Annotated in this window: 20 protein-coding genes; 9 read left to right on the top strand and 11 right to left on the bottom strand. The window is 66.7% G+C overall.

The genetic code is table 11. From position 1 onward, the window contains the following. Positions 1-64: 64 nt before the first annotated feature. The 4 genes from C8E87_RS04050 to C8E87_RS04035 form a co-directional block, all read right to left on the bottom strand. Positions 65-1,714: an FtsK/SpoIIIE domain-containing protein gene (locus C8E87_RS04050; protein ID WP_239080674.1), complete on the bottom strand. Its 1,650-nt coding sequence runs from the start codon at positions 1,712-1,714 to the stop codon at positions 65-67. 89 nt (positions 1,715-1,803) lie between these two features. Next, on the bottom strand, positions 1,804-2,124 hold the full coding sequence (locus tag C8E87_RS04045) for a hypothetical protein (protein ID WP_133871840.1): 321 nt from the start codon (positions 2,122-2,124) through the stop codon (positions 1,804-1,806). Continuing rightward, positions 2,121-2,774, bottom strand: coding sequence for a DUF2637 domain-containing protein (locus C8E87_RS04040; RefSeq protein WP_203720989.1), 654 nt, complete (start codon positions 2,772-2,774; stop codon positions 2,121-2,123). The genes C8E87_RS04045 and C8E87_RS04040 overlap by 4 nt, the downstream gene beginning before the upstream one ends. A 1-nt stretch (position 2,775) precedes the next feature. Further along, complete coding sequence (locus C8E87_RS04035) at positions 2,776-2,970, bottom strand: hypothetical protein (protein WP_133871839.1); 195 nt, start codon at positions 2,968-2,970, stop codon at positions 2,776-2,778. Between the two features lie 384 nt (positions 2,971-3,354). On the opposite strand from C8E87_RS04035, the gene C8E87_RS04030 reads away from it, so the two are divergent. From C8E87_RS04030 to C8E87_RS04020, 3 genes are read left to right on the top strand one after another with little or no spacing between them, the layout of a single operon-like run. After that, positions 3,355-4,062, top strand: coding sequence for an XRE family transcriptional regulator (locus tag C8E87_RS04030; protein ID WP_307870863.1), 708 nt, complete (start codon positions 3,355-3,357; stop codon positions 4,060-4,062). Between the two features lie 7 nt (positions 4,063-4,069). Next, positions 4,070-4,546: an NUDIX domain-containing protein gene (locus tag C8E87_RS04025; RefSeq protein ID WP_133871837.1), complete on the top strand. Its 477-nt coding sequence runs from the start codon at positions 4,070-4,072 to the stop codon at positions 4,544-4,546. Then, positions 4,539-4,991 (top strand): hypothetical protein, encoded by a 453-nt coding sequence (locus C8E87_RS04020; RefSeq protein WP_133871836.1) that lies wholly within the window; start codon positions 4,539-4,541, stop codon positions 4,989-4,991. Before C8E87_RS04025 ends, C8E87_RS04020 begins: the two co-directional genes overlap by 8 nt. A 3-nt stretch (positions 4,992-4,994) precedes the next feature. Here the strand turns inward: C8E87_RS04020 and C8E87_RS04015 are convergent, their stop codons facing one another. Then, positions 4,995-5,543, bottom strand: coding sequence for an HD domain-containing protein (locus C8E87_RS04015; RefSeq protein WP_133871835.1), 549 nt, complete (start codon positions 5,541-5,543; stop codon positions 4,995-4,997). 41 nt (positions 5,544-5,584) lie between these two features. Beyond that, complete coding sequence (locus tag C8E87_RS04010; protein WP_133871834.1) at positions 5,585-5,830, bottom strand: hypothetical protein; 246 nt, start codon at positions 5,828-5,830, stop codon at positions 5,585-5,587. Positions 5,831-5,959: 129 nt separating this feature from the next. Between C8E87_RS04010 and C8E87_RS04005 the strand changes: the two genes are divergently transcribed. Together C8E87_RS04005 and C8E87_RS04000 are read left to right on the top strand one after the other, a co-directional pair. Further along, complete coding sequence (locus tag C8E87_RS04005; protein ID WP_133871833.1) at positions 5,960-6,688, top strand: XRE family transcriptional regulator; 729 nt, start codon at positions 5,960-5,962, stop codon at positions 6,686-6,688. Between the two features lie 1,557 nt (positions 6,689-8,245). After that, a complete protein-coding gene (locus C8E87_RS04000) occupies positions 8,246-11,185 on the top strand; it encodes an NB-ARC domain-containing protein (RefSeq protein WP_166661074.1) in 2,940 nt (979 codons plus the stop codon). Positions 11,186-11,388: 203 nt separating this feature from the next. On the opposite strand, the gene C8E87_RS03995 is transcribed toward C8E87_RS04000, so the two are convergent. After that, complete coding sequence (locus tag C8E87_RS03995; protein ID WP_133871831.1) at positions 11,389-11,913, bottom strand: hypothetical protein; 525 nt, start codon at positions 11,911-11,913, stop codon at positions 11,389-11,391. Between the two features lie 236 nt (positions 11,914-12,149). On the opposite strand from C8E87_RS03995, the gene C8E87_RS03990 reads away from it, so the two are divergent. After that, complete coding sequence (locus C8E87_RS03990; RefSeq protein ID WP_133871830.1) at positions 12,150-13,601, top strand: ApeA N-terminal domain 1-containing protein; 1,452 nt, start codon at positions 12,150-12,152, stop codon at positions 13,599-13,601. Positions 13,602-14,281: 680 nt separating this feature from the next. Next, complete coding sequence (locus tag C8E87_RS03985; protein ID WP_166661073.1) at positions 14,282-14,578, top strand: hypothetical protein; 297 nt, start codon at positions 14,282-14,284, stop codon at positions 14,576-14,578. A 387-nt stretch (positions 14,579-14,965) separates the two neighbouring features. On the opposite strand, the gene C8E87_RS03980 is transcribed toward C8E87_RS03985, so the two are convergent. The 3 genes from C8E87_RS03980 to C8E87_RS45255 form a co-directional block, all read right to left on the bottom strand. Beyond that, positions 14,966-17,782 carry an FG-GAP repeat domain-containing protein gene (locus C8E87_RS03980; protein ID WP_133871828.1) on the bottom strand — a complete coding sequence of 939 codons (2,817 nt, stop codon included), beginning with the start codon at positions 17,780-17,782 and terminating at the stop codon, positions 14,966-14,968. Further along, a complete protein-coding gene (locus C8E87_RS43485) occupies positions 17,783-17,983 on the bottom strand; it encodes a hypothetical protein (protein WP_166661072.1) in 201 nt (66 codons plus the stop codon). A 762-nt stretch (positions 17,984-18,745) separates the two neighbouring features. Then, a complete protein-coding gene (locus C8E87_RS45255; protein ID WP_239080675.1) occupies positions 18,746-18,934 on the bottom strand; it encodes a hypothetical protein in 189 nt (62 codons plus the stop codon). A 34-nt stretch (positions 18,935-18,968) separates the two neighbouring features. Between C8E87_RS45255 and C8E87_RS03960 the strand changes: the two genes are divergently transcribed. Both C8E87_RS03960 and C8E87_RS03955 read left to right on the top strand, forming a co-directional pair. Beyond that, the gene (locus tag C8E87_RS03960; protein ID WP_166660990.1) at positions 18,969-19,598 is read left to right on the top strand and encodes an SCO6745 family protein; all 630 of its coding nucleotides are present in this window, start codon (positions 18,969-18,971) and stop codon (positions 19,596-19,598) included. A gap of 83 nt (positions 19,599-19,681) precedes the next feature. Next, positions 19,682-20,137: a winged helix-turn-helix domain-containing protein gene (locus tag C8E87_RS03955; RefSeq protein ID WP_133871825.1), complete on the top strand. Its 456-nt coding sequence runs from the start codon at positions 19,682-19,684 to the stop codon at positions 20,135-20,137. A 65-nt stretch (positions 20,138-20,202) separates the two neighbouring features. Here C8E87_RS03955 and C8E87_RS03950 read toward each other — a convergent pair whose 3' ends face one another. Next, a complete protein-coding gene (locus C8E87_RS03950; protein ID WP_133871824.1) occupies positions 20,203-24,567 on the bottom strand; it encodes a S8 family serine peptidase in 4,365 nt (1,454 codons plus the stop codon). Between the last annotated feature and the right edge of the window lie 87 nt (positions 24,568-24,654).

The following is a 24,654-nucleotide window of genomic DNA, read 5'->3' as shown; positions in this document are numbered from 1 at the left end:
GTCCGTCCGCGCGTTGACAGGCGCAGACGCGCGCGAGCGGACGGACGCCCGCGCGGATGATCGGTCAGGCTTGCCAGCGTCCGCGTGAGACCTGCCGGGCGCGGCCGGTGGCGGCGAGCGCTTGGAGACGGTCGTAGACCCAGGTGCGGCGCATGCCGGTCGCGTCGATGAGTTGCGGAATCGTGAGTCCTTCGTCGGGCGCCTCGTCGAGCGCCGTCAAGAGTGCTTGTTCCGGGTCGTCGGCGTTGGATGACCGTGATTCGATGGCGCGGGGCTGGTCGTCGATCGCGGCCTGAGACAACGGATCGAGTTCCGGCCGCTGGTCGGCATAACGGGCGGCCGTCTCCCGCACGTGGTCGTCGGTGACGAGGTAGGCGCGGGCTCGGCGTGGCTGGTTGTGGCCGTCGGCGAGGACGTAGAACTTGCCGGGTGCGTCGAGGGTGTGGGCGTGCCAGCCGGCGGCGAGCATGCCCTTGTCCAGGATGAGGTCGACGTCGCGTCGCTCTCGCACGCGTAGGCAGACGCGGACGCTCATTTGCGAGCGCAGCGCTCCGCCACCCATGGCCTTCTGCGTCGGGCGTTGGGTTGCGGCGAGCAGGTCGACGGCGACGGCACGGCCGCGTCGGGCGACTGATTCGGCGTACGTGACGGCGGCGGGTGCGGTGTCGGCGAGTTCGGCGTACTCGTCGATGACGATGACCAGCGCGGGCGTGTCCGGTGTGGGTTCCCAGACGCGGGTGTTGTCGCGGCTGGCCGCGTGGGCGCGGGCGTCGAGCACCGCTACGGCGTCGGCGAGCAGGCGGGTTGCCTCGTCCGGGGTGGTTGCGAGCCGGGCCAGGCAGGGTGCCCAGGGCCGTAGTTCCATGCCGCCTTTGAGGTCGATGCCCCAGAGGACGACGTCGGAGCAGGCGGCGAGGTTGCCGAGGACGACGTTCAGGACGCCGCTCTTGCCCGAGTCGGTGGTTCCGCCGATCAGCGCGTGCCGCCGCAGCAGCGGCACGCGGACGGTGGTCGCGTCCTCGAAGACGCCGAGTTCGATCGGGTCGGCCAGCGAACGTGCGGTCGGGCCGGGCCACGGGATTGCGCCGGCGTGCGGGTCGACGGCGAGGACGCGCATCGTGCAGCGGCCGGCGTGTGCCGGGTCCTGCTCGACGCGGACCGCGCCGGGTCGGGTGCCCAACGCGGACTCGATGGCCGGGACGCGGACAACGACGTCGGCGACGCTCTGCCCGGGGCGTAGCTTCATCCGCGCGCGCCAGCCCCACGTGTCGACCACGGCGGACATGACGCGAGATCCGTCGAGGCCGATCGTCTCGGCGAGGTCCGGCCACGCCTGGATGATGCGGTCCACACGGACCCGGGCGCGGCGGCGCCGGTGCGCCCACCACGGAATTCCAAGCGCGACAACGAAAATGACGAGAATCGTGGGCAACGGTCGGTGTCCGGGGCCGAGCGCCGTTGCGAGGGCGAGCCAGCATCCCGCGAGAGTGGTGGCCGTCGCTGCGTAGACGCGTTCCTCGGTGCGGGTGACTCCCCAGGGCAGCCCGCGCAGCCCGGCCGCCAGCGTCGCGCCGGCCGTGACGACGGCGACCACCGGCCACGCGCCGGGATGGGTGCGGTGCAGCGCGAATCCGGCGACGGCGAGCGCGAGCCCGGCGCTGATCGGGGCGAGTCCTGACCGGTAGCGGAACAGCGCCCGTCCAATCGCGGCCATGGCAGCGATGAACAACGGTTCGTCGGGCAGGAGTAGGAGGGGTTGCGGGTTGCGACGGCTCCAGCGGCGGTGCCGGCGTCCGTAGGCCCTCATGCGGCGGGTTCGCCGTCGTCGGGCGGGTTCCAAGCTCGGTGTTCGGCCACCGCGTCGCGCAGGTAGCCCAGCGGGTCGGGCTCGCCGTCCTGGTCGGCGTTGAGGGTGGCGCGGGCGGCGGCGAGCAGGTCGGCGAAGTCCCAGCGGGTGCGGCTTAGCAGGCGGGTGAGGCGGTCGACCTCGGCGAGCAGGACGGGGATGTCGGCGACGGCGGTCCAGACAGCGGCAGGCGTCGGCTTACGTCGAGCGGCGTGTAGGTGGGTGCGAACGGCCTCCTGATCCACGGTCGGGCGTGGGATGTGCGGTTGGTTGGTCATGGGTGGGGTGAAGCCTCCTTTCGGTCGGTGGTTTCGGCGGCGAGTTGCCGCCGCAGTTCGGTCGCTTTGGGTCCGGCGATGCGCAGTGCCGAGCGGAGCCCGTCTCGGCTGATGGGCCGTCCATCGTGTGCGGCGCGGTGCCGGGCGTCGGCCTCGCGAGCGGCGGTCAGCAGGGCGTCCTCGGTGCGGCGTTTCGAGCGCCGGGTCCGGACTCGGGTCCGTACCGCCGGGTCGGCCGCGCTCGCCGGGACGGCCCGCAGCGCGTGCAGGTGGGCGGTCAGGCCGAGGACGGCGGCCGGGACGGCACCGACGAGGACGACGATCGGCCAGTTGATCGTGATGAGTCCAGCGGCGGTGAGGTGGTAGCCGGCGTTGCCGACGATGCTCGTGGCGATGGCCCCGATCGCGTTGGCTCGGGCGAAGCCGCGGGCTCGGTCACTGCCGAGCGTTCCGGCCAGCCAGACTCGGGCCGAGGTCATCGCGTACGCGTCGATGGTGACCGGCAGCAGCCAGGCGAGCCGGTCCGGCCAGCCGGCGACCTGTGCCAGCCCGCGCAGGCCGGCGAAGCTGGCCACAGCGGCGGACACGGCGGCAACGGCCATGCCGACAATCACCCACCAGTCGCGTCCATCGGTGTCGGATCGGCTCACCTCAGAGCTCCAGCCCGGCGACGAATCGAGCCAGGGCGCGCAGGCCGTTGCCGATGTCCGGACCGAGCGACGACGAGGCAAGGTAGTAGCCGAAAGCCGCGCAGATGGCGGCCTGCCAGAGCGGCAACCGGGCGTACCGCCACAGCAGGAAGACGAAGACGCCGAGCAGGACGACGACGGAGACGGCGATCGTCATGCGTCACCACCGGTGCGACTGCGGCGGCCCCGACGCGTACGGATACCTCGGTCCGCTCCGCTGTGCCCGCCGCGCGCCTGATGCCGGCGGTTCCACCGCGACCGGGCGACGCACTTGCGGCACAGCGTTGGGTGTCCTCCGCCGAGCTGAGCGCCGCACGGGCAGGTCGGAGCCTCGTACGTGAAGTGCTGGGTGTCCATGGGGTGGATCTCCTCTCAGTTCAGCCGATGCGCGGTTCGCATCGATGCCACCGAGAGTGCGAAAAATGGACGGGACGTGATCAGGTCATACCTGGACGTGTCTGAGACGTCTCCCATAGGGTGGTCTGGCTGCCGGGACGTCCGTGACGGGAAGACGATGCCGAACGAGCGACTACGCACCGCGATGTTGGAGCGAGGCCTCACCCCGGCCGGCCTGGCGGAAGCGCTCAACGTGGACCCGAAGAGCGTCGAGCGCTGGATCAGCGGCCGGACACCGTACCGGCGCCACCGCTACGCGGTCTCCGCTCACCTCGGCGTCGATGAGGTCTACCTGTGGCCGGACGCGCTCAGCCCCGATCAGGTAGCGAGCGCCAGCGAAAGCGAGATCATCAACATCTACCCGCACCGCTGGACGGTCCCGTCCGACCTGTGGCGGCACATGTTCGAGACCGCCGAGGAAGACATCGGCGTGCTCGTCTACAGCGGCTTGTTCCTCTCCGAGGACGCTGGCATCCAGCGGATCTTCCGGCAGAAGGCCGAGGCAGGCGTACGTGTACGCATCCTGCTCGGCGACCCGGACAGCGAAGCCGTCGCCCAACGCGGCGCCGACGAAGGCGTGGACGAGGTGCAGGCCGGGAAGATCAAGAACGCGCTGGTCATGTACCGACCGCTACGCAAGATCGATGGTGTGGAGTTCCGATTGCACCGCACCGTTCTCTATAACTCGATCTACCGCGCCGACGATCAACTGATGGTCAACACCCACATCTACGGCTTCACGGCCGCCCAAGCGCCGGTGTTGCACCTGCGCCGGGTGGCCGGCGGCGGCATGGTCACGACGTACCTGGAGAGCTTCGAGCACGTGTGGGACGACGCCACACCGTTGGAGTGAGACCGGCGTGGGCCAGCGAATCGACTTCTACGACGACCCGGACGCGCCGCGCGCGACATCGCTGGTGCCGTCGGCGAACGTGGTCGTCACCAACGAGGCCGGCGAGGTGCTGCTGATCCGGCGCTCCGACAACGGCAATTGGGCGCTGCCCGGTGGGGCCATGGAGCTCGGCGAGTCGCTGCCCAAAGCCGCCGTGCGAGAGACGCTCGAAGAGACCGGCATTCGAGTCGAGATCACCGGGCTGGTCGGCATCTACACCGACCCTCGGCACGTCATCCTTTACACGAGCGACGGCGAGGTCAGGCAGGAGTTCTCTGTGGTCTTCGCTGCCCGGCCCACCGGCGGAACGCCTACCACCAGCGAGGAAACGACCGAGGTCCGCTGGTTCTCCGCAAGCGAGATCAGCTCCCTGCCGATGGACCGTTCGATGCGCCTGCGGCTCGAACATTTCTTCGCCGCCCGGCCGGACGTGCACCTTGGATAGCGACTGGTTGAGCGCGTTCGCCGACGTGTTCTCCGCCGTCGGAACAGTAGGCGCGTTCCTGGTCGGGTTCCTGCTGCTGCGCCGCGAGCACCACCGCGAGGCCGGCCGCGCCGAGGACGAGCGCCGCGCCCAGGCTGAGCGGATCAGCGCTTGGGTCGAGCTGATCCGCAAGGTCGACGGCGGTCGTGAACTGGCGTTCCACATCCACAACGCGAGCGCGATGCCGATCTACGAGGTCGAGTTGCCACTGCCGGCCCGCGAGGGTGAGGAGGCAAGCGCCGAGTTCGTCGGGCTCGTGCCGCCCGGCAGCACCGTCCAACGCCCCGCCCCTGCGGACTGGCTGCGCACGTATGTCGAGCCCGAGCCCGTACAGATCGAGTTCCTCGACAGCGCCGGCCGCCGGTGGAGCCGCGACGAGCAAGGCTCAATTTCCCGCGCCGAATGATCCTCAGCTCTCGCCGAGCGCGGCCATGATCACCCGGACCGAATTGATGATCAGCGGGCTCGCTTCCCGGATCGACTCGGCGACCAGGTTGCCGTCGCCGTACCTGGCGAGGATCTCGGCAAGGCGCAGTTCCACCTCGGTCGGCTCACCGTCGGGCGTCGTTGTCATGTCCGCATACGTGATCGCATGCGATGCAAGCCCTTCGACAGGTGCGAACTCGTCAGCCAACTGGTCGGACAGGCCACGATTCCGCGCCTCGATGAACGCGCACGAATGATGCGCGACCAGCCGGCAGATCAGATCATCGGCATGGGCGACATCGCGCAGGTAGCGGGCGCCGTCGAGTTGATGCATGCCGGTCACGACCAGGTCGGGCGCGTACCCAACATCGTGCAGCCAAGCAGCGGCCACCAGCGCAGACCCGTCGTCGCCGAGGAGATGCGCGACCGACTCCGCCTTGCGACCAACACCCTGACTGTGGAACCAGCGGCGCGGGATCGACTCGGCCAGCAGAAGGCGCGCGAGATCCCGGGCAGGCTCGACTTGATCCACACAGGCAGACTAAGCGAACCTCCCGTCCCGCACCGCCCTGGTCACTGCCGGTTATCGCCCTCCTCCGTTTGCCGCGTGGCGCCGCTCACCAGCGCGGTAGCGAGCCGGTCCGCCACGGCCGGACGGACATCACCGATGCGCACGACCGCCGCGCCCTGACGGCCAATGGCGTCGTGCAGCGCCGGGAACTCCTGGCCGACATCGAAGCCCGCGTCTTCGAGCGCGATCGCCAAGCGGTCCGCCGACCTTTGCGCCGACTCCTGGTCTTCGCGTTCGCCTTTCGTCATTCGCAGCCCGTCCGCTTCTCAAGTTGGCCTTGACTCTTCCCGTCCGGTGACGGAGCGTGAACCACGGCAGTAGGACGTCTTGGGACTTCTTGAATAGCATGGCTACTCGTCCCGACGATCGGAGTCGTCGTGAACAACCCTCTCGCCCGCGCGTTGCGGGGCGCCGGCATCAACACCGTGGACGTCGCGGCGCGCCTGGGCGTCGACCCGAAGACTGTGCAGCGCTGGATGTCCGGCCGCATGCCATACCCGCGCCACCGCGACGCCCTAGTCCGCCTCACCGGCTGGTCGCAGCACGACCTCTGGCCCGACCTACCCCGACCCACGCAGCCCGAAGCCAGCGGCGACGAGGTCCGGATCGTCTACCCGCACCGCTCAACCGTGCCAACTGACGCCTGGTCGCGACTATTTGCCGACGCCAAGGCCGAAATCGATATCCTCGCCTACAGCGCGCTCTTCCTCGCCGAGGACATCACCGTATCGACTCTCCTGCGGGACAAGGCAGTGGACGGCGTACGCGTCCGCATCGCGCTGGGTATGCCGGACGGGGTGCACGTCAACGACCGTGGCGGCGAGGAACGCATCGGCGACGGCATGAGCGCCCGCATTCGAACCGCACTTATCGGCTTCCATCCCATTGCGGAAGCAGGCGGCGAACTGCGACTCCACGACACCGTGCTCTACAACTCGATCTACCGAGCTGACGACGAGTTGCTAATCAATACACATATATATGGCCGGCCCGCTTCGCATGCTCCGGTGCTCCACTTGCGGAGATGGGCGGCCGACGGCATGGCCGCGACCTACCTCGACTCGTTCGAACGAGTCTGGGATTCCGCCGACAAGATCAGTAGATGAACGACCGCCGCCGCCACCACGCGAATCGCACAGGCCGAACCGCAGAAGGCCGGATAAGAGGCGTCTATGCCGGCTGCGTCGCGGAGACTCGCCGTCATCCCCGATGGCGCCGCGCATGGTGCCCCGGTGCATCGTCATGCCCACTGGCTCGGGCGGTGCGGCTACGTATCGTGCTTGGCGACCCGGACAACTCTCGCGTTGCTGATCGCGGATGCGAGGAGCAAGTCGGTGACGGCATCAGCGCTCGTATCCGCGCGACGCTCACCGGCTCTCGACCCGTCGTCAACGTCGGCGGTAACGGGGAGATCTAGTTCGGGCAGCCCGACCGCGCGCTCTTCGCGGTAGACGCGCAGTCGGGGCCTCGGGTAGCCGGTGTCCCAATGCCAACGCGATCTGGATACCGGCTACCCACCGAGAGTGCGGGATGGACAACTGCGAAGGGGACCCCATCGGTGCGGACGTCCCGTCACATCAAGGCGTCCCGAGAGGCCCCCACGCGCTTCGCCGCCCAGCAACGGCGTTTTGTCAGATCTTGGGCCGTTTGATGCAGCGGCGATGCGCCGCACCTCATGCACATCATTAGGAGGTAGCACCCACCACCATCTCAGTGCGACGATAAAGTGGCCCACCGTAGTCGATCATTGGGGAAGCATGGGCGCCCGTCGCCGCAACGCCAAGCGAAGTAGCCGACAGCCGATACGCAAGCACATCCCGCCCAAGGCGCGAGAGGACGACGTCAGGTCAACTCTTCCACGCACCGAAGAGTTGGAGTCCTTGATTGTGCCAGGAACCGAGAGCTTCGTTCTCGCCAATATATTGGGCTCTACCGAACTTGGAGCTCTGCCGGCCCACGCAATGACTGTAGCTATACATCAAGCTATCTACGCCCGGAAACGTTACAGCGACTTTATCATTGCCGCTCAGGCGAGCCGTGCTTTCTGCCTTCTCGGATACTCATCCGAGGTCTTCGCCGCATGCGCCTCCGTCTTCCAGGTAAAAGGCAACACGGCGCCTCACAAAGACATCGGCGTATGGGATCACCCCCCGACGATCGGCTCGGACGGATCCACAGATGGGCACTTCGTGGTCTGGGTTGACGAATTGAACCGTCTTATCGATCCTACGCTCGGGCAGCATCGCGAGATTTTCATCCGATCAGACGGTGACCAACAATACCGGCACCCAGCCGTTCTTCCTGTAGAAGGCGGGAAGGCCAGGTTGCTATCGAGTACTCCAATGACCTTTTGGCCACCGTACGGAATATCCTGGACACTTCTTCCTTTGCAAGACGGATACCTGCTCCCGCTGTACGAATATCACTCAAGAGCAATAGAATCGGGTTCACGAAAATTTGCCAAACTCGTTATTGACCTCCTTCGGGCGGTACAAACCTGCCGAGACATAAGCGATATTAGCCAGATATATCCCCGTCTAGATGCACTCGTGAAGGGTGAGAGTAACCTTTAGCTGCTGAGGAGGGGAATTGGCATGAAGCCTGATGGCGGGCGGCTAGCGGCCCGAGGTTTCCAATATCAGTACCTGCGCACGCTGGAATACATGCTCGATGCCGTCGAAGACACCAACGTCGCATCCGTACGGATAGAAGGACGGCCAGATCAAGATGGAAGAGAAGAAGCCATCGACTTCGATATCACGAATCATGAAGGGCGCCGCCTGACAGCTGCTCAGGTCAAGACCCGCACTCTGGGGAGTTCCGTCACAGCAGCCCAAGCGTTCGGTGTACTGCTCCAGCTAATCGATAGTGCAGAAGCAGACCAGTACCTTTTACTGATCGGTGGAGCACCCGCAGATTCAGCCCAAAATTTGCATGACATTCTAAGCTCAGGTGCACAACATTCAGACATAAGTTCCCGGCTAAGCGATTTGTTGTCCAATGCGCCATCGAAAAGCGCATTGCTCGATAATCTAAGCGTCGACAAAGTTGCGCGCTTGGCTCGCTGTCGTCTAATCTTCGATCTGCGGACCGATATTGAGATCAGGCAGTCCTTGCGTGAACGCCTTCGCGTATTCCGCAATCGAGCCAGTAAGGGGTTAGGTGACCAGTCGGCCGGCATGCTTACCGGCTACCTGGTTTCCGAAGTTCTCCGAAGGGCTGTCGACGAGAGTGAGGCTGTCTTCACAATTGAGCAGCTTCGAAGGCATCTACTAGTTAACTCAGAGACACTTGCGCGTGTATTTGGGACCAGGGACTGGGGTGTGATAGTCGGCCCCATGTGCTTTATCCCGGACGTGCATAGGCACTATTACATGAGTAGGATTTCTGTAGCTCTTTCCACCGGCGATGAGCGCGTGAGGTCCGTAGCCCTTACAGGTCTCTCCGGCACCGGAAAGTCAAGCCTTGCAGCCGCCTACGTCGCTGATCAGGCCGACTTATACGAAATCATATTTTGGATAGATAGCAGCACCGCCGATTCACTGGCCAGCTCATTCAGGAGGGCTCTGCACTACCTCACCCCGCGCCAAGGCGAGACAATCTACCAACTTCCATCAGAGCAGGTAAGAGACCTATTTCATAGCGAGCTAAGTCGGTTACCTGGGCGATGGGCATTGATTTTCGATGGCGTGGTCAATCAGCGCGAGGTTAACTATTGGGTTCCGCGCGCAGGGACAGGCAACATCATCTTTACTACTCTGGACGCGGCCGCCCAGTACGGCAGTGCCACAGTCATCAACGTGGGGACTATGGAACCAAAGGAGGCAGTTGAACTGCTATCTAGGCGCCTAGGCTCGGAGGAGTCGACCGCCGCACCGCAAACTGGTTTCCAGTTATTGGCTCAGACTATGTCTTATTGGCCGCTGGCCCTCGAATTGGCCGCCGGATATATGAATTCCTGCGGCATTCCTGTGAACGACGTTGATTTGTACTTGGAACAGCTCAAGCTGCGGGCATTAAGGGACGAGCAATCGCTTCCTCCCGGCTACCCTCGAACCCTGACGGCTGCGCTGCTAATGTCTATGGATCGCCTAAAACAAAGAATCGAAGAGGACACCCAAGACATTCGGCCGTTCATGGCGTTCGGAATTCTAACATTCAGCTCCTATCTGTCCTCCAGGCAGATGCCACTGCACCTACTAGCCGCGAGTGTCATGAGTGATCCTGATCCAGAAAGCGGAATGGGGCCGTTTTATGTAGATCCGAGTATCGTCCATCTGGGCGAGGTCATCCGAGAACTTCGCCGCTTCTCGCTGGTGGCGCTTGACGAGGAAATTCCCGCGACTGGATATGAAAAGTTAGGAAACTCAAACTCGACGTTGAGCGTGAACACGATTGTGCAAGACGTTGTTCGGGCGACTCATGCTAGGAACGAAGTTCTAGCGGAGACGCTCAATCGTTTGGCGAACCACGTCGAGCGTTGGATGCAATCATCACTAGAACTCAATCTGCTCGATCGAGCCTCTATCATGTTTGGTCATGCGCGAGTTCTGGCTCAGCACCTGCACCGTTTAGGAATAGTTGGCCCTCGGGTAGCGCTCCTATACGGAAATCTGGCCGGTGCATACCGCGCCTATTCGGAGCCCCGGATGGCGGATAGCCTCCTGAGGCTAGAATTGGAGACGCTTCACCATCTATCGCAGCGCTCGGATGATGGCCTTTCCGAGTCTGAAGAGTTGGTCCAGGTGCAAGCCAAGCTTGCACTCCTAGATCTTCGCTTCGATATGCCCGGCCATTCGAGTCTTGAAATGCAAGAGGTTGCAGAGTACCTCGCAGAGGTGCTTGCATATGCTCAGCGCATTGAGGACACTTATCCGAAAGCCGCAGTAAAATTCTGCCTAGATGTGGAGATCATCCTAGAGAGGCCGAGCGCAGAGCAAGCTCGCGAGACGCACTTTCACGACATTTTGAATGGTTTCGCAGCCTTGCGGGAAAGGCTAGGACCTACAGATTATTCGCTGTCTGTCGATAAGGTGAGGCGAGCCAACGACCTCATCGGCGAGAATCGGCCGTTACTTGCTGAAAAGCTTTGCCGCGACGTTCTAAAATCCGAACTATTGACGGGATCTCTGGAGCTCTTCGCTCACCGGGTTCTGATCGAATCGTTGGCGCGACAGGGGCGCTGGGTTGACGCCCGTAGGGCATGCGCCGACTTCCGGCATCTGTTTGGGAGGTCAAGCTTCTATATTGACGTAGTTGGTCAATTCGCTAACAATTTCGGGAAGCTTTGCGCTTGGGCCGTTTTCGCCGACGCCACGTCGGACGCGTCGCCGTGCCTCGCGGACTTGGTCGAGTGGTTCTCGATTATTCGCGAGGCCGATGCCATACCTGAAGAGCTCGTCGCTCGGATCGATCTCTTCCTTGCGGTGAGAGAACTTAGCTTGGGGCGCGCAGCATCGGGGGCTGACCTTCTTGATAAGGTTAGGCCAGCCGCGCTTGGTGGAGAAACGGAAGATGAATCTCGGGCATGGTCAGCCCTTTGGCAGTTTGCCCGTCTGGCTGAGTTTCGGTTACAGACGGCCGAATACGAAACTGAAGCCTAATCGCTGATGATTGAACCTCGCCTCGCGAATGCGTGAGAAAGAGTTCGTTGCATGGCACCGAGAAGATGCTCGAAGGGAGATGGTTCCGTAGCGGGCAACTTTTGTCGCGGCCGGGTGGGTGTCATTGCTGATTGTGCCGATAGATCGACTCCAATCGGGGAATTCACTCCGGGATAGGTGCCCTCGCCAACCGCCGGTCGGAGTCAGTCCCCGTCCTCGGCCTTCGCCGCCGCCCACATCTTGTTGAACAGCCGCTGTACCGCAGGCTGCACCTTCGCAACCTCGATTGCGCGGTGCCCTACCCAAACGGTCGGTTCGTTTAAGGTGCCTTCGAGCCGGGTTGTGTACTGCTGAGCGAGTTCGAAGTCCGTAAGGGTCGGGTCAGCCGCCCGGTCGGCTTCTTGAAGGGCGCCCTTGCCGACTGCGTACTCGTCGAAGTGCTCGATGATGTCGCGGGCGTCCACTAGCTCCGGCAGGTCGGTCCGGAATCGCTTAAGCGCTGAGTTGAGGATCTGCTGTGCCTGCCGCTTCTGCAATGACTTCTGTGCCATCTCGGCTGCACGGATCATCTGCCGCAAGGCGACCATCAGTAGGTAGGCGTCCCAGATGCTGCTCCCGTCGAGCAGCCTCTCGGCCTGCAACCTCGAGCTGCGACCCCAAGTCCACGCGCTGTTGATCGCGAGGTTGTGTCGCGCCTGGAGCTGCGGCACCTCGGCGTTGGCTTCCACGGCGCCCAGACTTCCCGATCGGCCGCCCTGCGCGCCACCGGTATTTGGACCACAGAGGCAGCGAACAGAGCACCCGGAGACCGGTGCCTACTGCTAAACCGAGGCCGGCTCCACCGAAGCACGCGAGAGCTGCCCGACTCCTAGCCGCCGGCCCGCCCAGATGCGGAACGCTGCGTTTCGGCGATGTTGTACAACTAGTGCGGGCGTAGCGCCGCAACGTAGATGAGGACTTTGGCATGGCCGACGGAGTTGCACTGAAGCCCCGGCTGGAGCCCGGACAGTACCGCGGGCGTTGGTCTGTTCCCGATGAGAGCGGGACGGTTCATGAGTTGGACGGTGACCTCGATCTGACGGCGGGCCGGCCTCCGACCGCTTCGCTGTCGGGCAAGGTTCCGCTGGTGAGAGAGCATCGCAATGGATCGACGATGGCTGCTTTCCCTCAACGTTTCAGCCACCCGGTGATGACCGGCGCGTTGAGGAACGGGCCGACGGTCGTGCTGATAGATGCTGACGTTGAGACGTGGCATCACGATCAGGCATTCGTCAGCGCCCGCGCGGCGCTGGTGGGTCCACCTCGCGCGCCGCTGGACGGACCGCCGACCTTCAACAAGATCACGATTCAGATCTCGGGGCTCGACGCGTACGCCGGCATCGGCCCCATCAAAGCATTCAGCTTCCCCACCGAGGCGCAGAGCTTCTACGACCACCCGTGGCAGGTGCAGCCGAACAGTGATAGCAAGCAGACCTGGTCGGACCCTCACGCCACCATCGCGATCACCTGGTTCAGTGCCATCGCCCAAGAGTTCGCGTTCTTCCGGATGGCGTTCAGCCCAGTCGTCACGATCGAACTCGTCGAGCCACTCTCGCTCGACGGCGCCCTGGACATGTGGATCGAGCCACTGAGGCGAATCATCTCCCTGGCCACCGGACGAGCGGAAGACATCACCTACCTGAGCCTGACCAGGCCTGGACGTGATGGACGCCATGACGAGTTCCAAGTCTTCGGTCACAAGCTCGATCAGGTTCCGTTCGCCACCCGAGACAACATCGTCCGCAAGATCAAGACGGCTTTCCGCGCGAATACGGAGGACGCGTCACCGCTGCACCTACTGCGAGCCTGGCAGCGGCTGCGCGCTGAGCATCATCCTCTGCTGGAGACCTATGGCGCGTCGATCGTCCTACCTCGCCAGCATCCCCGATCAACATATCTGCTGCTCGTGCAGGCGCTGGAAGGCCTATACGGGTACGAGCACAAGATGGAGCAGGAGAAGCGCGTGGCCGACCACACCGTCAAGCGCGATGAAGCTCTTGCGGTTCTTGCCGAAGTCGCGAACCTGCCCACCTCGACTCTCAAGTTCCTGAGGAAGTATTTAATGCGAAGGCCACCCGGTGGCCTCGACGAATGCTTCCTGGAGATGTTTAGGTCGCTGCCCTACAACGTGAGCGATGAGTTGGCCGCGACCGCGCTGGTCCAACGGGTGAAGGACAAAGGGGAGCGAGTCGTGGCGCTGCCTGTGGCCCTCAGGACCGTCCGCAACGACCTGTCCCATGGAACCAAGGGCTACGAAGACGAAGACCTCTTCGATGTCGTCCAGATCCTCGACCGGGTAGCGCGTGCCCACATGTTGCGCGTTCTGGGCTGTGGAGCAGAAGCACAAGACAAGGCCGTACGCGGAGACCATCGCTAGTCGTCGTCTCCGAGCTAACGTACGACGAGGATGAAAAGCTCGAAGAGCAGTGGAATGCCGTCCGGAGAAAGCCTCGGGGACGGTATTCCACTGTCGCAGTGAAGTAAAAGGGATGGTAGCCAGAATCGGCAAAGTATCGGTCTGTGTCGATTGCCGGGCGTTAACTCCCACGGAAGCCGCTGGCCTCAGTGAGGGAAGTCACGGCCTGCATGCCAGCTCCCTAGTTGCGATCAGCGTGTGAATATCCTTCGTGTTGGGCTCCGGACACGTTAACCCCCACCAAGGTTCTTCATGTTTGTGGATGACTTTGGTGGGGGTTTCCTCGTGTGCGCCGTTTGATCGGCGCTTCCAGTCCGGGAATCGTCGGTTGAGTCGGCCCGGTCGGGCCTTGCTTCGCTTTCGTCATGGTGGCGGTCTCGATGACAGCGCTCACTGGGGTGCAGACGATGGTTATCCGTCGGGCTTTCATCTGGGCGGGGACATCGTCCGGGCGGACGTCGGGCAGTTGCGCAGCGGCCTGGTTGAGGAGCTGATCCTCGCGGACATACAGGGTGGGGATCCGGTTGATGGCGTCGCGGCTGCTGGTCGCTCCATGCCGGCATCGGTAGCGGGCTCGCCCTGAGTGCCTCGACCAGGACATCCCCCGGTACGACCGGCAGGACGTGCGCTCCTATCTGGCCATGATGACCAACAACGTTGACGCGCTGGCCGGAGAAGCCCGACTCGCGCGAGCATTGTCGATCATCACCCGGTCCGGCGGTGACCTGATCCTGCTGACCCGCGACATCGTCCGTGGCATCATCGCCGACCTGTTCGCCCAGACGGTCATCTGGACGGCTGGATCAGCCGAAGGCCTCCACCGGCTACCGGTTACGGCCCGACTCGGCCTGGTCGTGGCGACCGTCTGGCGCATCCAGTTCTACCTCGACGCGCTCGCCGACGGCATGAGCGAACTGGCGTGCTTCATCGACGGCTGATCGGGCCCTGCCTCAGCGGCCGGGCGCGGGGGAGGCGCACACGATGGCCGGGTGCGCTAGGGAGGCCTGAAAGAAGATCAAATGCCGACGCCGCAGCTGCGAAAGCGAGCGTCGAACGACCGTGCGACCCAGCAGACCCGGTCGCCAGGAGCCAGGGGTCCACACCGCTTGAGCCGTACCGGCGGGTCGATAACGCCTACGTACGTCAAGCCGGCAGCGCGCTCTCATGTCGAAAAGAGTGCGCTCGATCATGAGCAAGGATCGAGCGTCTGCAGTGGACGCCGGCCGAAGTCGCATAGGGGTTCTGCCGGCGCCTGAGGGTGCAGCTCGGCGGCGCAGGGCAACAGGCCGACGACATCGCCGTCGTCGCCCTGCGCCGCCGATAGGTCAGTAGAGACCCGAGTACTGCTGGTAACCGGAGCCGTACTGGGCCCGGTCGCCGAACGTGCCCTGACCGGTGCCCAGGCGCCGGAACAGGTTGCCGGCGGTGTCGCGGAGGACCAGGTCGTTCTTCCCGTCCTCGTTGAGGTCACCGGCGCCGATGACGGTGTTGTAGCCGAGCCAGCCGGTGCCGACGATCTTGAGACCGGACTGGAAGGTGCCGTCGCCGTTGCCGTACAGGGCGTACATGGTGCTGTTGGAGTCGAGCTGCATCATCAGGTCGGCCTTGCCGTCGCCGTTGATGTCGCCGTTGCCGACGAAGCGGCTGTAGCCCTTGTAGCCACCCTCGATCTTGACGGAGCCGGACAGGGCGCCCTCCGCGGTGCCCCCGAAGACGAACAGCGCGCCGCTCGCCCGGTCGCGGGCGATGAGGTCGGCGAAGCCGTCGCCGTTGAGGTCACCGGTGTGGATCAGAGCGTCGTACGGGTTCCAGTTGCCCGAGATGGCGATCGACTGGGCGCCGCTGAACGGCAGCGCGTCCTGGCCGAAGTAGGCCCGCATCGAGCCGTCGGACCGACGGATCAGCAGGTCGTTGCGGTTGTCGCCGTTGATGTCGCCGAACGGCACGAGCCCGGACAGCCCGGACAGCGCCTCGGCCGGGCCGTTGGCCACGACCGTGCCGCCGACCCGGGTGAGCAGCCAGCGGCCCTGGCCGGTGCTCGCGCTGGTCAGTCCGAGGATGGTGGGCTGACCTGTGCAGTCATAGCTGTGCAGGGTGGGCGTTCCGCCGCAGTCGATGGAGGTGGTCCCGTTGGCCACCGTGACCTCGCGACCGTCGGCCGTGGCCGCCAACGACCACCGGTAGGTGCCCTGGACGGCCGGCCTGCCGTTCACCTGGCCGTTCCAATGGTAGGTCGTGGTCACCCGGGCCCCACCGCCGCTGAGGCGCGCGACGACGGAATCGGAACGCACCTGGGTGATGGTGAGCCGCGTGGCGGTGACCGGGCGGGTCAGCTTCGCGACCACCAGGAAGTTGCCCGGCAGGTCGGTCTCGTTGCTGGCCGATACGGAGCCGGCCGCCGGCGCCGAGGTGGTGACACCGGGGTCGACGATGTGCACGGCGTTGTCGGCGTCGACCCACGCGACGTTGCCGCCGAACTTGTCGACGGTCCAGGCGATGTTGCGGTCGTCGGTCAGCTCACCCCGGGCGAACGTGGCCAGTGTGGCCGGCTCGCCGAGCGTGCCGCCGGTGAGGTCGAGGCGCACCAGGGCACCGTTGGCGTCGTGCCGCACCAGGAAGTTGTCGCCCAGCAGGTACTGCCCGGCGGGCACGTCGATGCGCTTGCCGCCGTCGATCTCCACGACACCGGCCGGCCCGTTCGCCCCGCAGGTCCAGTACAGGTGCTTGCCGGTCGCCTGCACCTCAGTCTTGGTGCAGCTCGAACCGGTGGTGATCGGCTGCGGACCGGCGCTCGGGGTGCCGGCGCGCAGGTTCCAGTTCTCGATCTGACCGGTCGCGTTGGCCCGCCACAGCGTGTCGAACCACAGGGCGGAGGCCGGGGCGCCGGTGAGCTGGATGCTGCTTCCGTCGGTGCGGTACGCCAACTGGAAGTTGCCGAAGCTGAGCAGCCGGTGGGTCGGCGAGGCGTCGACGAGCTTGGCGTCGCTCCGGGTGTTGATCGTGGCGCCACCACTCGGCGACGACCGCAGGTACGCCGTCGTGACGAAGTCGCCCGTGGTGATGCCGTCCAGGTAGGCCGAACCGGTGTCCGCACCGTCAATCATCCGGACGCAGACCGCGTCGGTCTGGCAGGGCGTCGGGTTGACGAGCGCGCCGTCTGCCACCGCAGAACCGGTCGTCGGCTCACCGGGCCCGATCTGCTCGGCGAAGTGCCGGTACTCGGGCTTCTCGCCCGGCAGGGGCATCGCCACCGTGTGCCGCACGACGCCCGAGGCGAGCGTCACGCCAGCGTTGACCAGCGGGGCGACCAGCGGCAGAACCACCGACTGGTCGGACGCGGTGGCCTTGCGGACCGCGTAGTCGCCGATATTGGTGCCACCCACGAACAGCACGCCGTCCGGCGCCTGCGCGCTGGCCGGCTCGCCCCGGGGCACGACCTGCACCGGGGTGCTGCTGCCGACCGAGTAGCGCAGCACGGTCTTGTTCGTGGCTCCGGTGCTCGGCGTCACGATGACGTCGTCACCGGCCAGCCGGGCCAGACCCAGCGGAACCGTGGTCAGGAACTCGATGGTCCCCGGAACGGTCGCGGTGCCGTCCAGCACCGCGGCGCGCGACAGGCTCTGCGCCGAGGTGCTGGTGAACAGGCCGATCCGGTCCTTGGTCAGCGTTGTCACGTTGGCCAGCAGCACACCGGCGGGCAGCAGGGCCATCCGGCCGGCGGCCGCGTCCACCAGGCCGTACCGGGGACCGTCGGGATGGACGACCCGCAGCACGGCGCCGGTGTCGTCACCGGCCACGATGGTGAGTCCGGTCGTGCCAGCCGGGACGCCGGTGATCGGTGCGGACGTCCACGACCCGTCCGCGGCGATCCGGCGCAGCTCGGCCGTGGGCGGAGTGCCGGAGGTGATCGCCACCGCCGCCGAGTTGCCCAGCAGCCGGGTGAGCTGCACGTTGCTGCTCACCGGCACGTCCCGCCAGGTTTTGGTGGCCAGGTTCAGCGCCGGCTGAGTCGTCGAGGTGGCCGGGTGGCTGGGCACTCCGCCGAGAAACACCATGGTGTCGCCGCCGGCCGGCGTGGCCGAGAACGTGTTCGGGAGGCTGGTGATCGGTGTGGTCTGCCGATCGGCGTAGGTGGTCCACACTCACGGCCGGTTCGCGGCGCGCTGGTGCAGGAAGCCGGTCTCACCGGCGAAGGCGATCTGGTCGGTCGGATAGACCGGATAGGACGGAGCCGGGATCACCCTCACCTCGGACGGCGGCTCGGCCGCCTGGGCGATGCCGGGTGCGACCAGTGCGACGGCGGCGACCAGGCCGCCGACGGTAGCCGCGAGAGTTCTTCGCATGACTTTTCCCCGTGATCAGTAGAGACCGGCGTGCTACTCGTAGCCGCCGATGAGTGGCCGATCGCTGAACGTGCCGTCCCGGCGCCATGCGGGGAGTCCATCGTGGTGCCGCGGCAGCAGGACGACGGCCCGAAGTGATCAGCCGGATCGTAGACATTCGCCGTCGTCGTTTCAACGGCGATGCCTCCGGCCGTACGGGGAACTCCGACCGGTCAACTCGAGCAATCGAGGCGGGGAAACCGTGACCGCGAAGTCCGGGCGGGTCATCGGCAGGGTGGAACCCGGACCCTCACCGGACCTGGCTCGCACCGCCGACATCGGCGCGGCCCTGGCGCAGCACGCCTGATCGAACAGCGCGAGGGCGAGCGCCTACGCAGCGCGGACGCCCGGGTGGCGGGACGTCTGCGGAATCGCGAACCGGTGCTTCGCGATTTCGCGTTCGGCCAAGCGAGGGCTTCCGATGAGCCGTGCTTGTGGCTCGCGGACTTTGCCGCCGCGGCGTTCCGCCGCGACCTCGCCGAGGGGGAACCCGGAGTCGCGGATCACTACCGGCGCCACACAGAACTGCTTCCCGTGCCCTGGGAGCCGGGCCGATCTGGGTGAGGCGCCGGGCCGGGCTCCCGGCCAGCGGGGATTCACGGCCCGACTTCCAACCCCGATGGGGCTGGCTTCAGGTCGGAACGTAACACATGACCCAGGGGCGATCTGTCCGACTGAGGGATCATGCTCCCCTTTTGCGTACCATCAATTCCAACGACAGGGTTAGTCACCGCGGGGCAGCACGCCCAGCAGGGTGGCGGTCAGGCCCAGTTCGAGGGTGTCTTGCAGGCCCAGGTGGAAACGGGCCAGGTCGGGTTCAGCCTCGTAGGCGGCCTGCAGGCTGGGTGGGGGTGTGCTGTAGGCGGGCAGCGCACCGGCGATGACCATCGTTTGCAGGCTGAACAGGACCACGTCGTCGCCCAGTTCGCCTAGTTCGGGCAGGCGCGTGCGGATCAGCCCGGCCGCCGCGCTGGCGGCTCGGGCCGAGGGAGCCGAGGCGACGCTGCGGGAGCTGTTCGGTGACTTGCCGGTGGGCGAGGCGGCCGATCTGCTCGAGGAGGCGGCCCGGAACGCCGACCTGGGTGGGCGGGTGTTGGCGGCGGCCCACGCGGACCTGCCGTGGCCGGAGGAGCCGGTGGCCCGGCCGTGGCAGGCGGCCACCATCCTGCGCGAGCACCGCCGCGACGGGCACGTCGCCGCGCTGCTCACCGCCGGGGTGGACGGCTGCGAGTCGCTGGTGTGGCGGGTCGGGCGGGACGGTGGTCACCTGCGCGAGGTCACCCAGCCGGCCCGCGGCTGGACGGATGACGAGTGGCAGGCCGCCGCCGGTCGGCTGCGGGAGCGGGGCTGGCTCGACGCCGGTGGTGTCGCCACGGCGGCCGGGCGTGACGCCCACGCCCGGGTCGAGCAGCTCACCGATCAGCTGGCGGCCACGCCGTGGCGACAGTTGGGCGCGGGCCGGACCGAGCGCTGCGCCGAGCTGCGCGCGCCCCTGGCCGAAGGCGCCTGGCAAGTGGTTCCCGACGACAACCCCATCCCGCTGCGCCGGGGGACTACTGCGGTGGCGGATTTATGACATGGCGCAACGCCGCCACCGGGACATTGGACCGCGGTCATAGCCTTACTTCAATGCGTTGATCGAACGCTGAGAGGCGGGGCATGACGAACAGTACGGTTCCCTCGTTGGCCATCGGCATCGCGTCCTCCCCGGACGGGCGCCGGAAGCTGGCGCAACTGCTCGGTGGCAGCGAGGCCATTCTCATAGTGTCCACACCGGACCAGGCGCGGCAGTTCCTCAACGTGGTGGCCCCGCCGAGCGAAGCCGAGCCGGAGGAGGGGCTGCGGGTCGACTCCGACCGCCGCGTGTTGTGCTGGCTCGACCGGGAGGTCGCGCTGACGCCGCTCGAACACGATTTCCTCCAGTGTCTCGTGGCCGCGCCGGGGCGGGTCTGGACGTACGAGAGACTGCATCTCGCGGTCTGGGGCAACGAGCACGTGGGCCGCGGCTCGGACATCCACTCGACGGTGCGCCGGGTGCGGGCCAAACTGGCCCGGCTGGGTGCGGCGGCGACGATCCACGCCATCCGCGGCGTCGGAATCCGGTTCACGGCATAGGCGGTATTCATCGAGCAGCCGGCCCGCCCGCGTGTTCGCGGACGGGCCGGCCTCATCTCAACGGGTCAGCAGCGGACCGGGGCGAGGGCGAAGTTCTCCACCTTCGGCTCGGCCGGGGCGACCTTCGACGTACGGGCCTGGGGCTTGTAGCCGTCCTTGGCGGCGATCAGGGTGAGCGGGTTGTTGCGCTTGTCGAGCCAGTACGCGTACTGGCCCTCGGCGTCGGTGGCGAAGGTGAGCGAGGTCGCCCACGAGTCGACCTGGACCGTGGCCCCGGCCAGCGGGGCGCCGGCGCCGCCACAGGGGACGCCGGTGACCGTGCCCATCAGCTTGGCCCACGTCTTCGGGGGCAGCGCGTTGAGCGTGACCCCGACCGGCGCCACGGTGTACGGGGTGTTCTCCTTGATGCCGACCGAGCCGGTGTACGCGCCCGGCTGGTCCACGGTGGCGGTGATGCCCACGGTGACGGTCAGCTTCTTACCGGGGGCCAGCGTGGCCTCCGTCTTGTCGAGCGTCATCCAGCTGACGTCGCCGGCCGCGCCGCACTCCTCCAGGCCGGGCAGCACCTCGCTCGAGGTGGTCGGGTTGAAGCCGCCGGACGAGCCACCCACCTTGTAGAAGCCGCAGGAAGCGGCGCCCCGGTAGCGGGCCGTGTTGGCGTTGGGCAGGGCCGACCACGAGCCGGCGGCCGGGTCGTAGGCGAAGCCGGCGTTGGTCACCGCGCCCGCCTGCACGCCGCCCACGACCAGCAGCTTGCCGTTGGCCGCGGCGTACGAGCTGGCCCACTGGTCGGCCGGGGCGTCCGGGATGGCCGTCCACGAGCCGGTGCCGGGGTCGAAGGCGTAGCCGGCCTTCTGCGAGACCGCGCCGTCGTTGCCGCCGGTGCAGTAGATGACGCCGTCGATGCCGCCGCATGCGGCGAAGGCGACCGACTTCGGGTAGTCGGCCAGCGTCGTCCAGCTGTCACTGGCCAGGTCGTAGGCGACCACGTCGTTCGACATCGGCGTGCAGTTGGCGGTGGTGCAGCCGGCCACGGCGTACAGCTTGCCGTCGACCACGGCCTGACCGGCCGCCGAGCGCGGCGCCGGGTTGTCGGCCTTGCGCGTCCAGGTGTCCGCGCCCGGGTCGTAGGCCCAGGTGGTGGCGGACGGGCCGGACGGGCCCCAGCCGCCGGTGGCGATGATCTGGCCGTCGATCACGCCCACGGTGAGCGCGCTGCGGGCCTCGGGCAGGTCGGCGATCGGCCTCCAGGCCTGGGCGACCGGGTCGTAGACGTAGTTCGTCTTGTAGGCGGCGGTGCCGTTGGTGCCGCCGAGCGAGTAGACCTTGCCGTCCAGGTTGACGACCCGGTTGTCCATGACGACCGCCGGGTACTCGCCGATGTTGGTCCACGGGTCGGCCAACGGGCCGTCCTTGGTGACAGCCGCAGCCTTGAACGAAGTCCTGGCCGCGAACGAGACGGCCGTGCTGATCCGCTGGGCCGGGGCGCCCGGCGAACCGAGGATCTCGCCCAGGGTCGTGTTCGAGCCGTCGGCCTTGAGCATGTCGAAGCTGCCGCTGCGCTCGGAGAGCTTCACCTCGACGGGCTGGGTGCCCGTGTTGGTCACGGTGAACTTCTTGGCCGCGGAACCGTCCGGCATCCGGACGTCGGCGCTGACCGCGGCCGGGGTGACCGCGAGCTGACCGGCGCCGAGCTCGAAGGCGGCCGTGCTGGTCCAGTCGGCCTCGACGTCGACTGTTGCGGTGTCGCCGGAGTAGTTGCCGGCCGTGGCCGCGAAGGTCCGCGAACCGGGCTTCGCCAGCAGCCAGAAGAAGCCGTCGGCGAGGCCGGTGTCGTCCGGCGTGGCGACCGTCGTGACCTTCACGGCGGCGTCGTTCTTGTCGGCCACGGTGGCCCCGTTGACGTAACCGCCGGTGTTGCCGTCCGTGACGTGACCCACGACCAGGCCGCCGTCGGTCGGCACGCACTCGAGCTCGCCGATCAGGACGTTGTCGACCTTCCACCACCAGGCGAACGAGGCGTTGTAGTAGTGGAACCGCACCTGAACCTGGGACTTGCCCGCGGCCTGCGGGATCGCGACCGAGGTGCGCTTCGGGCCGGGCACGTTGGTCGTCTGCTTGAGCACGTTCGTCCAGGTGGCGCCGCCGTCGAGGCTCAGGTCGACGTCGCCCGTCTCCTGCGCGTACTGGCGGTACTCCTGGTCCAACCGGATCACCGGGTTCGCCACCCCGGTCAGGTCGACGACGGGGCTGACCAGCGACGTGTCCTGCGTGTTGCCGGAGCCGTAGCGGTCGCTGTCGACGATGGCGAAGCCGCCGTCGCCGCCGGTGTTGTTGCCGCGCCGGCCGTCGTCGGTGAACTTCCAGGTCTGGCCCTTGCCGGCGTTGTCGACCACGGTCCAGCCGGTCGGCGCCGTGGTGCCGTCGAACGTCTGGAAGTCGCCCTTGGTCGAGTTCTCGTAGCCCGGCGCGGTCGTGCAGTCCTCCTGCGAGGCGGGCACGGCCACGTTCTGGGTGACGTTCCTGGTGCCGACGACCACGTCCTTGGTCACCGTCTGGTAGCCCGGGTACTGCGAGGTGAAGGTGAGCTTGTACGTGGACCCGGCCGGGAGCTTGAAGCTGTAGCGGCCGTTGGTGGGGGTCGTGTAGTCGGAGACGCCGCCCGGTCCGGCCACGGTCACCTTGGCGTACAGCGGCCAGCCGTGACCCGAGCCGTCGGTCACCGCGCCCCCGACCGAGACGGTCGGCACGGCCGTCAGGGCGACGTTGGTCGTGGTGGTCTGGTCGGCGGTGACGGTCGCGGCCACGGTCTTGGCCGAATAGCCGTACGCGGTCACGGCGACCTGGTAGTCGCCGGCCGGCAGCCGCGTCGAGTAGGTGCCGTCGGTGCCCGTGGTCAGCTGGCGGTCGGCCGCGCCGGTCAGGGTCAGGGCCGCGTTGGCGACCGCCGAGCCCGTCGCGGCGTCGGTGACCTTGCCGGCCAGCGTGCCCGAGTCGCCGGTGGGCGCCTCGCCGATCAGCTTCAGCGCGTCCAGCCGGCCCTCGCCGAAGACGTTGTTGTCGTCGGCGCTGCCACCGCACTGGCTGTTCTCGGTGTCGATCGCCGTGCCGTCCAGCAGCGCCCGGGTGGCCGCGACATCGCCGACCAGCACCGGGGCGGCCGACCAGAGCAGCGCGACCGCGCCGGCCAGGTGCGGGGTGGCCATCGAGGTGCCGCTGATGCTGTTGTAGCCGTTGCCGGGCCAGGTCGAGCGCACGTTCACGCCCGGGGCCGAGACATTCGGCTTGAGCTCGCCGTTCTGCCCGGCGCCGCGGCCCGAGAAGTCGGCGATCGTGTTGTCCACGCCGTACGCGCCGACCGAGTAGTTGCTGACCAGGCTGCCCGGGGAGCCGCTGCTCTGGCAGCCGGGACCGCTGTTGCCGTTGGCGAACGCCCCGAAGATGCCCGACGCCGTCCAGGCCGTCGTGATGTCCTCCATGAAGGGCTCGTTCGACGGGTTGATCGTGCCCCAGGAGTTGTTGATGACGTTCGGCCGTTTGCTCGCGTCCGGGTTGGCCCCGGCCGAGTCGGCCGGCTCGAGCATCCACTGCCCCGACTCGATCAGCGCGCTGTCCGACGGGCAGCAACCGTTGGCGGTGATCCAGCGGACGCCGGGGGCGACGCCGACCTGGTTCGTGCCGTCGGAGCCGGCCATCGTGCCCATCGTGTGGGTGCCGTGGCCGTTGGTGTCACACGGCGCGCCGGAGCAGGCGCCGGCCGCGTCGAACCAGTTGTAGTCGTGGGTGAACGTGCCGTCGCCGTTGTTGCCCCGATAGGAGCCGACCAGCGCCGGGTGGTCGAACTGGACACCGCTGTCGATGCTGGCGATCGTGATGCCCTCGCCGGTGATGCCGTACTGCGACCAGACGTCGTCGGCGTTGATGTTGGCGATGCCCCACTCGACCGCGTTCACGGCCTTCTGCTGGCTGCCCTCGACAACCTTGGGCGCCTCTACCTTGGCCGGCGCGTAGAGGCCCTCGACCTCGGGCCGGGCGGCCAGGCTCTGCACCAGGGCGGGCGAGCCCTTGCTGACCTTGATCGCGTTCGTGGCCCAGAACGACTCGTACGTGGCGCCGCCCTTGTCGAGCTCGGCCCGGACCCCGGACTGGCTGCTCGCGGCCGCCTTCTTCAGGGCCGCGGCCACCGCCGTACCGCGCTCGTTCCAGTCTTTGATCTTGCTCGCCGCGGTCAGGTCGGCCTTCGCGCCGAACCTGATCCAGAAGTCGCCGCCGCCGCGCTCGGCCATCTGGGCCGCCAGCTCGGGCCGGATCTTGTCTTCCTTGCCGACCGCGGCCTGGGCGCCAGCACCAGTCGCGACCACTCCGGCGGCGGCCAGGACGACCGCCATGCCGGCACCGAGCCATCGCCGGTGATGTGGACCTGTTGCCATTCCATCTCCTTGGAGGCGGCCCGATTCGGGCCGAGGTGAGGAGAAGCAGGGTGGACCCCTGCCCCGGGCGGCCGACGGGTCACGCCG

It is taken from the genome of Paractinoplanes brasiliensis, from assembly GCF_004362215.1.
GTDB classification, from domain to species: Bacteria; Actinomycetota; Actinomycetes; order Mycobacteriales; family Micromonosporaceae; genus Actinoplanes; species Actinoplanes brasiliensis.
The sequence above is the reverse complement of the archived record's forward strand: the minus strand, read 5'-3'. Positions and strand labels throughout refer to the sequence as shown.